We start from the raw sequence: 15,807 nt of genomic DNA on the forward strand, positions 1-15,807 counted from the left end.
GATGTAGAGTTCATCAGCCGCGGAACGCGGGCCCCGTCGACGGCGGTTCCTCGCCCGCCCGGCGTGCAGAATCATGCCCGGGTGCTCACCTCCCGCCGGAGTGCGTCCCACTCGAACCCATGGCTGGAGAACCCAGCCGGACAGGAGCCACGCGTTGTCCGCCAGTCCGGGCCGCTCAGGGCCCGACCCCCACAGTCACCGACCCGCGGCCCCGGGCAGGGCCGCCCGCCGCCTCCCGCGAGGGGCGGGTGACCGATGACCTCCGCCCTGCTCGGTCTGCTGGCCGTGTTCGTCCTCACCGCCGGGACCGGCTACTTCGTGGCCCAGGAGTTCGCGTACGTCTCCGCGGACCGGCTGACCCTCGGACGGGAGGCCGCCGCCGGGGACAAGAGGGCCGCCCGCGCCGTGAAGGTGCTGGAGCGGCTCTCCTTCATGCTCTCCGGCGCGCAGCTCGGCATCACCGTCACGGGACTCGTCGTCGGCTTCCTCGCGGAACCGTCCGTCTCCGCCCTCCTGCGGCCCGCCCTGAGCGGCACCGGCCTCTCCGACGGCCTCGTCTCGGGCATCTCCGTGGCGCTGTCGTTCGTGGTGGCGACCGTCATCCAGATGGTCCTCGGCGAACTCGCCCCCAAGAACCTCGCCCTGGCCGTGCCCGAGAGCATGGCGAAGTCCCTCGCGTCCTCCACCCTGATCTACCTGCGGATCGTCGGCCCCGTGGTCCACGTCTTCGACGGCGTCGCCAACCGGCTGCTGCGCCGCATCGGCATCGAACCGGTCGAGGAGCTCCACCACGGCGCGACCCTGGAGGAGCTGGGTCACCTCATCGGTGAATCCCGCGAACAGGGCGAGCTCCCGGCCGCCACGGCCGAGCTCATGGACCACGCGCTGGAGTTCTCCGAGCGGAACCTGGGCGAGGTGATGATCCCGCGCGCCGACGTGGCGTTCGTCCGCCGGGACGCCCTCGCGGCCGAGGCGGTCGAGCTGATCGCCCGGCACGGGCACTCCAACTACCCGGTGCTCGGCGACCACCCGGACGACCCCGCCGGCGTCCTCGGCGTGCGGGAGCTGATGCGGCTGCCCGCGGCCGATGTCGGGCGCACCACCGTCGGCGCCCTGGCCCGCCGTCCCCTCCTGCTGCCGGAGCTCCTCAGGCTCCCGGCGGCGGTCGCGCAGATGCGCGAGCGCGACGACGAGTTCGCCGTCGTCCTCGACGAGCACGGGGGCCTGGCCGGGATCGTCACGTACGAGGACATCGCCGAGGAGCTCGTCGGGGACATCGCCGACGAGTCCGACACCGTCGTCGAACTCGCGGTAGCCGACGGCTCCGGCTGGATCGTGGACGCGGGCCGCCGCCTCGACGAGATCGAGGAGGCCACCGGCGTCGCACTGCCCCAGGAGAGCGAGGACTACGACACTCTGGCCGGGCTGATCATCGACCGGCTCGGACGCTTTCCCACCGTGGGCGACCGGCTCACCGCCGGCGCGGTCCTGATCGAGGTGCGCACCCTCGACCGGCACGTCGCCGAGTACGTCCGCATTGAACCCACCGACCCCACCGACCCCTCCGAACGTGTCGAACGCGTGGAACCCACAGGACTCACAGGACCCACAGGACCCACAGGACTCACAGGACCCACAGGACCCACAGGACCCACAGGACTCACAGGACCCACAGGACCCACAGGACCCACCGAACAGGAGCCGCAGGCATGAGCTTCCCCATGGCTCTCTTCGTGACGGTCCTCCTCCTGATCGGCAGCGGATTCTTCGTCGCCGCCGAATTCGCCCTGGTCGCCTCCAAGCGGCACCGCATGGAACAGGCCGCCGCCCGGGGGCAGCGCGGGGCCAAGGCCGCGCTCGACGGGATGCGCGAGCTGTCGCTGATGCTCGCGGGAGCCCAGCTCGGCATCACCATCTGCACCCTGGGCCTGGGCTCCGTGTCCAAGCCCGCGATCTCCCACGAGCTGGACCCGCTGCTGGAGCGGCTCGGACTGCCCGCGGCCCTCAGCTACGGCGTCGCCTTCGCGCTGGCGATGACCGTCGTCGTCTTCCTGCACATGGTGGTCGGCGAAATGGCCCCGAAATCCTGGGCCATCGCCCACCCGGAGCGCTCCGCGATGCTGCTGAGCCCCGCCTTCCGCGCCGTCGTGGGCGCCGTACGCCCGCTGATCCGGCTGCTGAACGCGATCAGCAACGCCCTCGTGCGGCTGTGCCGGGTCACCCCGCGCGACGAACTCGCCTCGGTGCACAACCGCGACCAGCTCACCCATCTGATCGAGGAGTCCGAGCGCCTCGGGCTGATCAGCAAGGGCGACTCCGGACTGATGACCAGGTCCCTGACCGAGCCGGGGACCCCGGTCTCCGCGCTCCGGACCCCCGTGGAGCGGATCGCGACGGTTCCGGCGGACGCCGGGCTCGACCGGATCCTGGCCACCGCCGCCGAGGCCGACCGCACCCGCCTGCTGGTACGCGACGGGGAGGAGATCCTCGGATCGGTGCACGCCCGGGACGCCCTCGTGGCCCGCGCCGGAGGCCGGGACGTCCTCGCCCGCGACCTGGCCCGTCCCGTACCGGAGCTGGCCCCGGACGCGACCGCGGCACACGCGGTGGAGCAGTTGCGCGAGCGGCGGGCCACGATCGCCGTCGTACGCGACGGGGCGGGCCGGCTCACCGGGCTGGTGAGCCTGGACGACCTGCTCGCCCGGCTGCTGCATCCCCCGACGGCACCGGGGCGGGCCGGGAAGTAGCTTGGAGGCATGGACGAGGCGGCGGACCCGGTGGCGGCGGCCGACGACCGGGGATTCCCGGCGCGGCACGCGCCCTCGTGCACCGGGCTCGCCGAGCTGGACGTCCTCGTTCCCCACTGCCGGGCCTGTCCGCGGCTCGTGGCCTGGCGGGAGGAGGTCGGCGGGGTCAAACGCGCCGCCTTCCGGGACCAGGACTACTGGGCGCGACCGGTGCCGGGCTTCGGCCCGGCGGATGCCAAGGTGGCGGTGGTGGGGCTGGCGCCCGCGGCCCATGGCGGCAACAGGACCGGGCGGATGTTCACCGGTGACGCGACCGGGGACTTCCTCTTCTCCGCGCTGCACACGGTGGGCCTCGCCTCGCAGCCGTCCTCGGTCCACGCCGAGGACGGGCTCCGTCTGCGTGGCGTGCGGCTGACCTCGCCCGTGCACTGCGCGCCTCCGGAGAACCGGCCGACGCCCGAAGAACGCGACACCTGCCGTCCCTGGCTCGCGGCGGAGCTGGACCTGCTGAGTCCGGGGCTGACCGCGGTGGTCGTCCTCGGCGGCTTCGGCTGGCAGGCGCTGCTTCCGGCCCTCGCGGAGGCGGGGTGGGAGGTTCCGCGTCCGCGCCCCGTCTTCGGTCATGGCGCCCGCGTCGTGCTGCCCGCCACCGGGCGTCGACAGGAGTTGCACCTGCTGGGCAGCTACCACCCCAGCCAGCGCAACACCTTCACGGGCCGGCTGACCATGCCCATGCTGGTCGACGTGCTCCGGGAGGCGGCCACTGTCGCTGGGATGGCGACCTGAGACAGTGACTGTCGCTGGGATCGCCACCTGAGGCAGCCCGGGCGTCCGTCGTCGTCGGGTCCGGTGGCAGTTCGCGCATCACGACCCCTTCGTCCAACGGGCCGTTGCTCCTGCCGGGGCGGCGGCCCAGGACAACGTCATCGATCAGGACGGGCCGACGCGGAACCAGGCGTCGGAAAACCTCGGGCGGCCGGGTGACCCGGCCGTCTACGCTCCGTCGGTGAACACTGCGCCGGACGGAACGATCATCGACGCCCTCGACCGCGCCGACGCCGCTCTCCTCGCCCGGCGCCTCGACGCCCGCACCTGCCCGCCGGAGCTGCTCGGCCGGATGGTCCGGCACCCCGCGCCCCGGATACGGCACCTCGGCCTCACCCTCCTCACCGAACGTGCGGACATCCCGGGCACCCCGGGCTCCGGGGGCGGGGGAGAGAACGCGGCCGGAGCAGGTCATCTTGCCCCGGTGGCCCGCCTGTTGCCGGATTCCCCCGGGGCGTCGCCCGAGGAGTCCCTCCTGCTCGCGGGGATCCACACCCGGCTCGCGGCGCGGAAGCCACGGCCCCGGCTGCCCGACTGGCGTGCTGCCGCACTGCCCGCCCGGGTACGGATCGCCTGGCTGCGGGCGGAGATCCTCGGCGATCCGACCGTCCTCCGCACGGAACCGAAGGGCGAGCTCCTCTACCGGGCCGTGCGGGAGGGCGACGCCGCCGGGGCGCGCCGCCCCGACCTGCTCGTGGCCGAACTCGTCGTCACCGGGGACCCGGTCCTGGGGACCGAGGCGCTGCGGCTGGCCCGCGACGGGCTGTACGCCGGGCTGCTCGCACCGGCGTTCGTACGCGGCATGCTGGTGCGGCTGCTCGACTCGCCCGACCCCTGCGTCGTGACCGATGTGCTGCGCGAACTCGCCGAGCCCTGGGCGGCGGTCACCCCCGTGGACGCACAACCGCTGGCTCGCTGGGCGAGGGCCCTGGACGGCCGGTCCGCGGACCGTGACGGGGCGTCGGCCGCGCTCGCGGCCGCCGCTCTCCTCGCCGCGGCCCGGCACGGCCACCCCACGGTGCTGTGGAGCACGGCGGAGGATCCGGCCGAGGCTCCGGCCCTGCGCGGGCAGGCCGTGGAACTCCTGGGCGAACGGGCGGAACGCGCCGACATCGGCCGCCTGGTGGCCCTGGCCGCGACGGACCCCCTCCTGCTCGCCGGGCCCGTGCTGACCTGTCTGCGGGCACTGCACCGGCGCGGCCACTTCCCGGCGGGCCCGCACGTCGGCCCGCTCCTCTCCCTGGCCCTGGCCGACCACACGCTTCCGGCGGAGGACCTCGCCACGGTCCTCTACACCTCCCGTCGCCCGCTGTTCGACGCCCTCACCGACGCCCCGCCCACCGCCCCGGACTGGCCGCGCCGCCTGGAGCTGCTCGTTGCCCTGTCGCGGCAGGGGGCCGCGGACGTCCCCATCGGCGAGGCCGTCACCCGACTCCTCCCGGCGGCCGACGCCCCGCGCCCGTTCCTCGCCGCGATCCGCGTCCTGCGACCGGCGGCCGCCGAGGAAGCGGTGCTGGCCCTGCTTCCCACGGCCCCGTCCGCCGCCCTGGACGCCCTGGAGGCCATCGGCGGGGACCGTACGCGATCGGTGCTTGCCCGCGCGTTCGGCATCGGCGGCCCGGCGGACGGGCCGCCCACGGCCGCCGACGGCCCACCACGCCTCCCGGTCGCACCCGAACTGCGCCCCGTACGCGACCGGGCGCTGGCACTCCTATGGCACCTCACCCGCCGACCCGGGCAGCGGCAGGAGCTGCTCGCCCGGCTCGCCCCCCAGGACCTCCCGCGCGCAGTCGAGGCCGACCTCGGAGCCCCCGACGAGCGGGAACTGGCCGTCCTGCGCGCCCGTGTGGACGTGGACGACCCCGTGGGGGCCTTCTGTCGGATCGCGGCACACGCCGGTACGGGAACCGCGCCCCCGGAGGGTGTCCCCCTGGCCGACCTGCTCCTGCGCATCGTGCGCGACCTCGCCGCCGGCCGGCTCGGCCCGGGGACGGACGTCCCGGGCCCCGGCTTCGCACCTCCGGGGCCGGCCCGCCCGGGCGGCGAACCGGAGCTGCCGCCCGAGGTGTTGGAGGCGATGCGCGCCCACGGGCGCCGGTTGCGGAGGCGGCGGCGGATCAGGCCCGTCTGTCTGCTCGACGCACCGGACGACACCGGAGCGGGTCACGCGTTCCTCACCGCCACGGTGCTGGGCCTGCTGGAGCGGCCGGGGCTCACCGGCGGCGAACGGGCGGTGCTGCTCAAGGCGTTGCTCCAGGTCCCCGCGACCCCGTCCACCCGGGCCCGGGTGCACCGTCTGCTGCGCGACCGCGACCCGCACGTGCGCAAGCACGTCATCGCCCTGCTGGCCCACGACGCCTCGGGCGAGGACGCGCGGGCCCTGTCCGCGACCCTCGTCCCGCTCACCCGCGACCCGGACATCCGCACCGTGCGCGCGGCCCTGTCGGCGCTGGGCGCGGCACGGGCCCGCTGGGCGGCCGAGGCGGTCGCCGGCTGTCTCCACCACCCGAACATGAACATCAGGAAGACCGCGGCGGCCACCCTCATCGAAGCGGGCGCGCCGGCCGCCGTCCCCCATCTCCTGCGGGCGCTCGGCCGCGACGACAACCCGGGGCTGCGGTCCGCGCTGACACGGGCGCTGCGCGCCGTCGTGGGCCACGCCCACGCCGCGACCCTCCTCGCCGCCGCCGAAGCGGCTCGCGACGAGCGCACCCGCCGCCTCCTGCTCCGCGCCCTCGACCACGAGGTGACCGCCCGCGCCGTGCTCGCCCTCGACGTGGGGGGATCGCCGGTCGTCCCCGCCCTGCTGGCGCTCGTCGCCGACGGCGGGGTGCGGCTCGCCGCCGGTTCCGTCCAGGACCTGGCGGAGCCACTGGCCCGGCACGGTGTGCCGACGCCGCCGGCCGCCCCGGGCGGGCGCCCGGAGGGGGCCGCCCCCGAGGTGGCGGCTCTGCTGCGCTCCGGCTGGGACCCGGCGACCGCCCTGAGCGTCGCCCGGCGGCCCACGCCCCCGGAGACCGTTGCCGCCCACGAACGCCCGGCGGCTCGCGCCCTGTTGGGCCACTGGCTCGGCCTGGCTGGCAGCACCGTCGAGGCCGGGCTCCGCGGCCGCCTCCTGCGGTGCGCCCTGCGCCTGTGCCCGGGGCCGTGGTCCGCCGACGAGGTGACGGTGCTCGCCCGGCACGCCGATACGGTGACCGACGCGTTCGACGCCGCCGCCGGCGGGGGAGCGGCGGACGGGTCTCCCCGGGACGCAGCCGCGAGGCCGGAGGCCTGGTCGGCCGGGGAGCTGATCGACCTGATCGAGGTCCTGAACGCCGTCGCACCGCACCTGTCCGCCGGCCGGCGTTTCACCGTCGTCGAAGGACTTCGCGCCCTGCCGCCCGCCGGGCCGGACAGCCTGCCCCGGCCCGGAACCGCCGCCTCCGCCCTCACGCTGCTCCGACAGCTGGGCGCGGTGCTCGTCCGCGCCGATCTCGACCGGGCCCTGGACACCGCCCACCTCGGCGCCGACCCCTGGAGCGCCGCGCCCGCCGTGCTCCGGGAGGCGTTCGGCGTACCGGACGAACCGGCGTACGCCGATGAATCAGCTTCCTGGCGCGCCGAGTTGGCCGAGTCGGTACGGACGCCCGAAGCACTGGCGGAGTTCCGGGGACGCGATGTCTCCGCCGGTGTCCAGCCCCGGAGTGCCGCCGGTGTCCGGCCCCGGAGTGCCGCCGGTGCGGACAGTGTCGGGCGTGCTCCTGCCGCGACCGGGTCCCGAGAACTGCTCTCCGCGCTCGTCGATGCGTACCCGAAGGCCGCGCCCGATGTGCGCGGGCGGCTCGTCGACTGGATGACCGAGCTCCAGCCGATCGACGCACCCGAATGGACCATCGCCGAGACCGGGGCGGCGCGCACGGCCTCCGGCGCCTCGTCGCGCCCGGTGCGGGCGGACGATCTCAACCAGCCCCGGTCGGCCGCCCAGCGGACCCGGCTGCTGGCCATGCTGGACGCGAAGAGGCCGGAGCGCCGGACCGCCGCCGCGCGGGCCCTGCTCGACCGACCGGAGCCGGGGGTGGCGCGCGCCGTGCTGCGGGCCTATCTGCGCGGCCGGGTCGACGTGCTCCCCGACACCGCAGCCCTGGATCTCCTCGCGCGCCCGGAGGGCCACGCCGGGGCCCACCCCGACGCCCACGCCGGGGCCCACCCCGACACCCACGCCGGGGCCCACCCCGACACCCACCCCGACGCCCACCCCGGAGAGGGTGGCGTCCGGCACCCCGCCGTCGTGGAACTGACCTCCCGAGGGGTGCTGCCCGAGCGGGCGCTGCGCTGGGCGGCGGGGCTGCCCGAGGACGATCTGCCCCCGCTCGTCCCGCTGATCGTCGGGTGGTGGGAACACGGTTCGCCCGCCGTGCACGAGGCGGCCCGCACCACGCTGCGCAACGTTCCCGCGGACGTCCTCGCCCACCACCTGGCCCCGCGCGTCGAGGCGGGCGACCTCGGGCTGCTCGACCTGCTGACCGGGCTGCGGGTGCTCCGGACTCCCCTGCTGACCAGGGCCGAGCGCCGGCTGCGTACCGAGGGCCGCGATGACCTGGCCGACGCGCTCGTCCTCGTCGGCGGCCCCTTGCGCACACCCGGGGCCGAAGACGAGGACGCCGCCGCGCTCGACGCCCTGCGCACCCCGTTCCGGAGCCCGACGGCCGCCCCGGCCGTCCGTCCGTCGCTGCCGGAACTGCTCGACCTCGCCCGCACGGGAACGCCCGAGCAGACCCGCCAGGCCCTCACCCGCCTCGCCGAGGAGAGCGCACCCGCGCCCGGAGCCGGTCCGGACCCGGAACTGCGTGCGCTGGTCGAGGAGCTGCTGAACCACCCGCGCGCCGGGGTGCGCCTGCACGCACACCGGACCTCGCGCGCCCTGTTCGACCCGGACACCCATGCCCGGCTCACCGCGCTCCTGCTGTCCGACCCCTTGCCCGACGTGGTGCGCATGGCGGCGCGGACGCTCGGCCGCGCCGGCTGGGAGCCCGCGCTGCCCGACCTCGTCCGGCTCCTCGACCACACGAGGCCGGGGGTCCGGAGAGCGGCCCGGGACGCGCTCGTCGGCTTCGGCGACGCGGCGGTCCCGGTCCTGCGCCGGACCGCAGCCCACGCCCGGCCCGACCGGCGGCCGCTCTACACGGACGTGCTCGCCGAGATCTCCGGCGCGGGGGCCTGACGGGGCGCCCGGCGTCACCCGGGGCGTGCGGTCAGCCTCCGGGCCCCCGGGACGCCGCCGCGGCGACCTGGTGCAGCGTCCGCCCCGTACGGGCGGACCTGGCGTGGTACGGGTCGGGGGAACCGGTCCTGCCGCGAACGGCGAGGCGGTCGTTCGCCTTGATCAGCAGCCACGCCTCGTGGCCGCCGCCGCCCGGCTCGTCGCCCTTCTGGATACGGGTCAGCGCGAACTCGCCGTGCAGCTTCGCCCCGTACAGCCAGAACGTCGCATGGCCGAGCGCCAGGGACTCGGAGAAGGGGACGGAGTCGCCCTGTCCGTCGTGCCCGAGCGGCCGGTAGGTGCCCTGGTCCCAGACGATGACCGTGCCGCTGCCGGACTCGCCGTGGGGGATCACCCCTTCGAACTCGCGGTATTCCAAGGCGTGATCCTCCGTCGGCACGGCGAGCCGGCGGTCGCTGGGGTTCTCCGACGGCCCGCGCGGCACCGCCCAGGACTTCAGTACGCCGTCGACCTCCAGCCGGAAATCGAAGTGCAGGCGTCGCGCGTCATGGATCTGCACGACGAAGTGGGGCCGCGGTGTGCCGTCGTTCTCCACGTCGTGCTCCCTTCTCGACCCCGGCCCGTCTCGCCGGTCCGTGCTTCCACTCTGCGGCTGCCCGGGACGCATCGCACGATGAGCCGACCGCCTCCAGGTGCATATGTCCATGGTGCATGGCCGCGTGCTGGGTGCTGGGCGACGGCTTCGGCGACGTCGGCCGGCCGAACAGCGGCGAGATCGATGTGGTCCGCGTGACGAGCGGCGACTGATCACCGGCCCGCCCCGGGGTGGCCCCGAAACGTGGACGGCGGCAGAGGTGCTCCTGCCGCCGTCCACCCCCGGCCCAAGAGCGGAATAGTGTGATCCTCATGGAACAGCGCACACTCGGCAGGACCGGCCGTGACGTCTCGGTCGTCGGACAGGGCACCTGGCAGCTAGGGGGCGACTGGGGCGAGGTCGCGGAGGAGGACGCGTTCGGAGTCCTCGACGCGGCCGTCTCATCCGGCGTCACCTTCTTCGACACCGCTGACGTGTACGGGGACGGCCGCAGCGAACAGCTCATCGGCCGCTACCTCAAGAACCGCCCCGACGCCGACGTCCTCGTCGCCACCAAGATGGGCCGCCGCGCCGACCAGGTCGCGGAGAACTACGTCCTGGACAACTTCCGTACCTGGAACGACCGTTCCCGCGCGAACCTCGGGACCGACACGCTCGACCTCGTACAACTGCACTGCCCGCCCAGCGGCGTCTACTCCTCCGACGCCGTCTACGACGCCCTGGACACCCTGGTCGCCGAGCAGCGGATCGCCGCCTACGCCGTGAGCGTCGAGACCTGCGCCGAGGCGCTGACCGCCATCGCGCGCCCCGGCGTCGCGAGCGTGCAGATCATCCTCAACCCGTTCCGCCTCAAGCCGCTGGACGAGGTGCTCCCGGCGGCGGCAGCGGCGGGCGTCGGCATCATCGCCCGGGTTCCGCTCGCCTCCGGCCTGCTCTCCGGCACGTACACCCAGGACACGGTCTTCGGCCCCGAGGACCACCGTACGTACAACCGGCACGGCGAAGCGTTCGACCGGGGCGAGACGTTCTCCGGCATCGACTACGCGACGGGCGTCGCCGCGGCCGCCGAGTTCGCCGCACTGGCCCCAGAGGGCGCCACCCCCGCGCAGACCGCGCTGCGATGGATCATCCAGCAGCCGGGCGTGACCAGCGTGATCCCCGGCGCACGCTCGGTGGAACAGGCCCGCGCCAACGCGGCGGCCGCCGCCCTGCCGCCGCTGCCGCAGTCCACGCTGGACGCGGTGCGGGACCTGTACGACCGGTCGATCCGCGCGGAGGTCCACGACCGCTGGTGACGGCGGGCGGGGCCGGAACGATCGAGGCCCCGGCGGGTGAGGGGGAGCGGGAGCGGGCGGGACTCAGTCGTCCTGCTCGTCGTCCCCGCCCTGCCGGCCACCGTCCTGCTGGTCGTGCTGGTCCTGCTGTTCCTGCGGGTTCTGCCCGCCTTGTTGGTCCTGCTGCTGCCCGCTGCCGTCGCCGACGTCCTGCGAGGGGCCCGAGGACGGACTCTGATCCGGCGTTCCGGCCGAGCTGGAGTCCGGGGAGAAAAGGATCATTCCGAGATACACGGCGGCCAGGAACGTCGCCGTGCCCGCGATGACGCTGGCCACCCTGGGCCGACGCCGTATCGCCTCACGGGTACTGCGACGACGGGCCGGAGCCGGTCGGGCCGACGCCTGCCGTCTTCGCCCCGTGGGCCCCGGAAGCCGGTACGTCGTCGGGCCGACCGGCGCCGGCGGCCCGGCGGGGGAGGGCTTCGGGGCCATGGGGGCGGTCGCCCGGTGGGACGTGGGCGTCTGCAGCGGGAGGGGCTCCGGCCGGCCGCGCCAGGCGTCGGTGCGGAACCAGTCGGAGACCTGCTGCGCGGTGGGCCGCTCCTCCGGCCGCTTGGCCAGCAGCCCGAGGAGATACGAGTCGAAGGCGGCGGAGATCTCCACGCCCCGCTGCCGCAGCGGGACCGGCGGGGTGTCGACATGCTGGTACAGCGTCGCGGTCGCCGTGTCGGAGCGGAACGGCGGCTGTCCGAGCAGCAGTTGATAGACGACGCAGCCCAGGGAGTACATGTCGGACGCGGAGTCGGCGGTACGTCCCAGCGCCCGCTCGGGGGCCAGGTAGAGGCTCGTGCCGACGATATGGCCGGCCGTCGTCAGCGCGGTCGAGGGGTCGTCGACGAACTGGGCGATCCCGAAGTCGCCGATCTTCACCGAACCGTCCGCGTCCAGCATCAGGTTGCCCGGCTTGATGTCGCGGTGGACGATGCCCTGGCGGTGCGCGGCGGCCAGCCCTGCGGCAGCCTGGCCCGCGATCAGGGCGACCTGTTCGGGATGGACCCGCTCCTGGGCGGCCAGCAGGTCCCCGAGGCTCTGCCCCTCGACCAGCTCCATCACGAGGAAGAACCGGTCCTCCCAGGCCCCGAAGTCGAACACGGCCACCAGGTGCGGATGGCTCAACCGGGCCGCGGTCTGCGCCTCCAGCCGGAAGCGGGCGGTCGACGAGGCGTCCGCCTGGTCCCCCAGCAGCAGCTTCACGGCCACGGCACGCCCCAGCACCTCGTCCGTGGCGCGCCACACCTCGCCCATGCCGCCACGACCGATGGGGGATACCAATCGGTACCGACCAGCTACCAGCACCTGTACACCTATCTCGAATGGCGGCCCGCTCCGGCTGCCGGGCCCCGTGGTTCCCGGTCTCCGGCGGAGCCCGGGGCGGAGCGGCGAACGACATGATCAGGATATCGGTCCGGCGGGGTCCCGATGCCCCGACGGGCCTTTCGCCGGGCTCTGCTGACGGCCCGGTACTCCTCCGCGCCCGCCCCGGCGCCGGGAGCGCCCGCCGGGCCCCGGTTCAGTCGAGCAGCCGACGGTACGCGGCATCGGCCGTGAACGCGGACTGCCCGCCCCTGAAAAGCAGTTCGGCGGTCCCGAACGCCGGGTCGGACGCCGTCCCCGGCACATAAGGGACGGCGAAGCACCGCATGCCCGCCGCGTACGCGGCCGCCGCTCCGGGAGGGGCGTCCTCCAGCACCACGCAGTCCGCCGGCTCCGCCCCCATCCGCCGGGCCGTCTCCAGGAACACGTCCGGCTCGGGCTTGCCGTGCGCGACCTCCTCGGCGGAGACGTACAGCGGGATGTACGCGTCGAGCCCGGTCACCGCTAGGACCGCCCCGATCGCGGCCCGGGACGAACCGGAAGCCACCGCCATCGGCACCCCGGCCGCGTGCAGGCGCTCCACGAAGACCCGCATCTGTGGGAAGACCTCCGTCGACGCCCCGGCCAGCTCCAGATACAGGGCGTTCTTCCCGGCGAGCAACTCCTCGACCGGGGCGTCGATCCCGTACTCCGCGCGCAGGACGGTCAGCGTCTCCCGGGTGCCGATGCCGATGAACCGGGTGTGGGCCTCCCAGTCGAAGTCCCGCACCCCGTACCGGGCGAGCAGCCGGCGCCCCGCCTCGAAGTAGTTCGGCTCGCTGTCCACCAGCGTTCCGTCGAGATCGAAGATCACCTGGGGGCGGGGCGCGGTCGCGGGGCGGGACGTCATGGCCCCAGCATGCCGCAGGCCGCGGTGGTGGGCCCGGTCACCCCCGACCGGGTGCGGGACCCGGCCGGTGCCGGTCGCCCGCCGCGCGCCCCACGGATTCCACCAGCGGCAGCACCCGGTGCGCCACCCGCTCGCGGAGCGCCACATCGGTCCGGGTCCTGACGACGCCCGGGAGCTGGATCAGCCGTTGGATCACGTCCTCCAGATGCCCGGCGTCGCGGGCGACGACGCGGGTCAGCAGATCGCCCCCGCCCGTCGTCGAGAACGCCTCGATGATCTCGGGCACGGCCGCCAGGGCGTCGCCCACCTCGACCAGATGCCCCTGCGTGACCTCCAGGTGCACGAAGGCGAGCACGGGGTGACCGAGCGCGGCGGGGGAGAGCGTCGGCCCGGTGCCGGTGATCACCCCGTCGCGCTCCAGCCGGTCGAGCCGGGCCTGCAGCGTGCCGCGGGCCACGCCGAGGATGCGCGCGTACTCCCGGACGCTGGTACGCGGCTGCTCGATCAGCAGGCGCAGGATCCGGGTGTCGAGAGCGTCCACCGCCATGATCCGCAGATCTCCTTCCGAGCCGTCCGGTGCGGCCCCGACTGTACCCAGGGCGAGGGCCCCGTGCCGCCGGGGCGGTACGACAGCGCCTCAGCCGTGGAACGACAGCAGCCAGGCCATCAGTACGGCCGTCAGGAGGTACTGGGCCACGGCGGTGCCCCAGTACCGTCCCCAGCACAGCGCCGACCCCACAGCCGCCAGCACGCCGCCGCTCACCAACAGCTCCGTTGCCGGAACGGCGGCTTCCGCACCGTTGTGCGCGGCGGCCCAGCCGCCGATGCCGACCACGAGCCAGGCGTAGCCGCCGACGAGCGCGTCGAGCGGCAGCAGAGCCAGGAACACCAGGAGGTTCGCCCCTCCGCTCCGCGGTTCGCGCTCCTTCCGGGCCCCGTCCGCGCGCATGTCCATGTCCATGGCGGCATCGTGTGCCGCCCGTCTCGTCCGGGGGATGAGTGCGCGTACTCATCCCCCGCTTCCCCCGAACCGGAGCCAGGCCGTCCGGTGCGGCCGTCCGTCGCGCGTGCGGTGGCGCCCGTCCCGGGTGGTCCGTTGGTACGCCGGTGGCCGAACGTTCACGCGATCTGCTGGGCCATTGGTACATGGTTATCCTCCCGGTTTGATCCAAGAGCCCGACAGATGCTGCAATGGATCCATCGATGGCGCTGCGGACTTCCGCGGCGCCTTTTTCATGCGAGTTCTGCGGAGACGCGGAAGGGGCGGAAGTGTGCTGAAGAGGGTGTTCGTGGCGCCGGACCCGGGGCGGGTGCGGCTGCGCTTCGCCGGCCGTGGGGTTCTCGGCATCAGCCTCGCGGTCGCGCTGTGCGGCCTCGCCGGGCACTCGCTCGTGGCGGCCATCACGGGCGGCCTCGCGGCGCTGCTCGCCCTGTTCACCGTGACCGACCCGACGGTGCGCGGTCAGGCGGTCACCACCGTCCTGCTCCCCGTCGTCGGCCTGCCCGTCCTCGCCGCCGCCGCCGTGCTGCACGACCAGCCGGTCGCCCGCGACCTGATCTTCCTCGCCGTGATGGGGGCGGGCGTGTACGCCCGGCGCTGGGGGCCACGCGGGCACGCGCTGGGCGTCTTCGCGTTCATGATGCTGTTCGCCGCCCAGTTTCTGCACACCGTGCCCGGTCAGCTTCCCGAGCTGTACGTCGCCGTGCTGCTGTCCCTGGGGGCCTCGTCCGCCGTGCGCTTCGGCCTGTGGTGCTATGAGCGGCGGCTGCCCGTCGCGGCCGCTCCCGCTCCCCCGGAGGGGCCGGGCCCACTGCGCATCACCACCCGGCAGGCCGTCCAGGCCACCCTGGGCGGGGCCTTCGCGCTGGGCCTGGGGCAGATCCTGTCCGACCAGCGGTGGTACTGGGCCGTGGGAGCCACCTGGTGGGTCTTCGTGAACACCACCTCGCGCGGAGAGACGCTCGTACGGGGATTCCGGCGGGTCCTGGGCACCGTGATCGGGATCGTCGCCGGCTTCGCCGTGGCCATCCCGCTCGACGGCGCGGGAGCCCCGACCGCCGCCATCGTCGCGGTCAGCGTCTTCGGCATCTTCTACACGGCGGCGGTCTCGTACAGCTGGATGATGTTCTTCGTGACGGTGATGGCCGGCATGCTCTACGGGGCGCTGGGAGTCCTGGACGCCGCCCTGCTCTGGCTGCGCGTCGCGGAGACCGCCGTCGGCTCCCTCGGCGCGGTCCTCGCCGTGCTGCTGGTCCTCCCCGTCACCACCCACGCCATCACCGACGCGTGGATCCAGAAGGCCCTGCGGTGCGTCCACGCCTGCACGGCGGAGGCCGCCGACCGGCTCGCCGGCTCGACGGTCGCCGACCCAGGCCCCCGCGTCGCCGAACTGGAGGTGCTGCTCGGCCGGGTCCGGCTCTCGCTCGCGCCGCTGGTGCACCCCCTGAGCCCGCTGTCGGCCCGCAAGGCGCGCGCCCGCCAGGTGATCGCGCTGCTGGACGACTGCGTGACCGAGGTCCGGGGCCTGGCCTCGATCGCCGCCGACCCGGACGCCTCGCACGACGCACGGCTGTCCGCCGCGTGCTCCCGCGTCGAGATGGCCGTCGAGGCGCTGACCGCGCCCGAAGGCTCCCGCGGCTTCCACCCGCCCGAGCTGCCCGGGGCCGCCGCCGACCCGGCCCTGGCCCACCTGCACGGCCTGGAGCGCGCACTCGCCGCGCTGGCGGCACCGCTCCAGGGCCGGGGCGGCCGGGCGCCGGCCGTGGCGCCCGAACCGGCCTGACCACCGGGGCCGCGGGCAGGCGCCGGCCGGGTCCTTCCGGCCGCATTGGTCTGGACCGCAGAGGGCTGCCTGCTACCGTCGGCAGTGAAGATCGCGGCGACGGTGAAGAGGGGTAGC

General features: G+C 74.7%; 11 protein-coding genes. 6 read left to right on the forward strand and 5 right to left on the reverse strand.

Features of this window, described 5'->3' with window-relative positions; genetic code table 11:
* Window positions 1–255: 255 nt before the first annotated feature.
* From D581_RS0115030 to D581_RS0115045, 4 genes are all read left to right on the forward strand, one after another.
* Window positions 256–1,713 (forward strand): hemolysin family protein, encoded by a 1,458-nt coding sequence (locus D581_RS0115030; protein WP_018958041.1) that lies wholly within the window; start codon window positions 256–258, stop codon window positions 1,711–1,713.
* On the forward strand, window positions 1,710–2,747 hold the full coding sequence (locus D581_RS0115035) for a hemolysin family protein (RefSeq protein ID WP_018958042.1): 1,038 nt from the start codon (window positions 1,710–1,712) through the stop codon (window positions 2,745–2,747). The genes D581_RS0115030 and D581_RS0115035 overlap by 4 nt, the downstream gene beginning before the upstream one ends.
* Window positions 2,748–2,756: 9 nt before the next feature.
* Complete coding sequence (locus D581_RS0115040) at window positions 2,757–3,533, forward strand: uracil-DNA glycosylase (RefSeq protein WP_018958043.1); 777 nt, start codon at window positions 2,757–2,759, stop codon at window positions 3,531–3,533.
* 220 nt (window positions 3,534–3,753) lie between these two features.
* The gene (locus tag D581_RS0115045) at window positions 3,754–8,775 is read left to right on the forward strand and encodes a HEAT repeat domain-containing protein (protein WP_026290528.1); all 5,022 of its coding nucleotides are present in this window, start codon (window positions 3,754–3,756) and stop codon (window positions 8,773–8,775) included.
* A gap of 31 nt (window positions 8,776–8,806) precedes the next feature.
* Here D581_RS0115045 and D581_RS0115050 read toward each other — a convergent pair whose 3' ends face one another.
* A complete protein-coding gene (locus D581_RS0115050) occupies window positions 8,807–9,370 on the reverse strand; it encodes a DNA polymerase ligase N-terminal domain-containing protein (protein WP_018958044.1) in 564 nt (187 codons plus the stop codon).
* A gap of 311 nt (window positions 9,371–9,681) precedes the next feature.
* On the opposite strand from D581_RS0115050, the gene D581_RS0115060 reads away from it, so the two are divergent.
* Entirely contained in the window at window positions 9,682–10,665 is a 984-nt protein-coding gene (locus tag D581_RS0115060) for an aldo/keto reductase (RefSeq protein ID WP_032752747.1), read from the forward strand.
* 63 nt (window positions 10,666–10,728) lie between these two features.
* Here the strand turns inward: D581_RS0115060 and D581_RS0115065 are convergent, their stop codons facing one another.
* From D581_RS0115065 to D581_RS0115080, 4 genes are all read right to left on the reverse strand, one after another.
* The gene (locus D581_RS0115065) at window positions 10,729–12,000 is read right to left on the reverse strand and encodes a serine/threonine-protein kinase (RefSeq protein WP_078625845.1); all 1,272 of its coding nucleotides are present in this window, start codon (window positions 11,998–12,000) and stop codon (window positions 10,729–10,731) included.
* A 214-nt stretch (window positions 12,001–12,214) separates the two neighbouring features.
* Window positions 12,215–12,907 (reverse strand): HAD-IA family hydrolase, encoded by a 693-nt coding sequence (locus D581_RS0115070; RefSeq protein ID WP_026290529.1) that lies wholly within the window; start codon window positions 12,905–12,907, stop codon window positions 12,215–12,217.
* A gap of 37 nt (window positions 12,908–12,944) precedes the next feature.
* Window positions 12,945–13,454, reverse strand: coding sequence for an Lrp/AsnC family transcriptional regulator (locus tag D581_RS0115075; RefSeq protein WP_018958049.1), 510 nt, complete (start codon window positions 13,452–13,454; stop codon window positions 12,945–12,947).
* 90 nt (window positions 13,455–13,544) lie between these two features.
* Window positions 13,545–13,868, reverse strand: a complete 324-nt coding sequence (locus tag D581_RS0115080; protein ID WP_018958050.1) for a hypothetical protein — start codon at window positions 13,866–13,868, stop codon at window positions 13,545–13,547.
* 310 nt (window positions 13,869–14,178) lie between these two features.
* Here D581_RS0115080 and D581_RS0115085 point away from each other — a divergent pair, with 310 nt between their 5' ends.
* Window positions 14,179–15,690 (forward strand): FUSC family protein, encoded by a 1,512-nt coding sequence (locus D581_RS0115085; RefSeq protein WP_018958051.1) that lies wholly within the window; start codon window positions 14,179–14,181, stop codon window positions 15,688–15,690.
* Window positions 15,691–15,807 lie beyond the last annotated feature (117 nt).

This window comes from Streptomyces sp. CNB091 (assembly GCF_000377965.1).

Excerpts from the sequence above, each read along its gene's own strand:
- D581_RS0115030 (WP_018958041.1), top strand. The coding sequence starts at position 256 with ATGACCTCCGCCCTGCTCGGTCTGCTGGCCGTGTTCGTCCTCACCGCC.
- D581_RS0115035 (WP_018958042.1), top strand. The coding sequence starts at position 1,710 with ATGAGCTTCCCCATGGCTCTCTTCGTGACGGTCCTCCTCCTGATCGGC.
- D581_RS0115040 (WP_018958043.1), top strand. The coding sequence starts at position 2,757 with ATGGACGAGGCGGCGGACCCGGTGGCGGCGGCCGACGACCGGGGATTC.
- D581_RS0115060 (WP_032752747.1), top strand. The coding sequence starts at position 9,682 with ATGGAACAGCGCACACTCGGCAGGACCGGCCGTGACGTCTCGGTCGTC.
- D581_RS0115070 (WP_026290529.1), bottom strand. The coding sequence starts at position 12,907 with ATGACGTCCCGCCCCGCGACCGCGCCCCGCCCCCAGGTGATCTTCGAT.
- D581_RS0115075 (WP_018958049.1), bottom strand. The coding sequence starts at position 13,454 with ATGGCGGTGGACGCTCTCGACACCCGGATCCTGCGCCTGCTGATCGAG.
- D581_RS0115080 (WP_018958050.1), bottom strand. The coding sequence starts at position 13,868 with ATGGACATGGACATGCGCGCGGACGGGGCCCGGAAGGAGCGCGAACCG.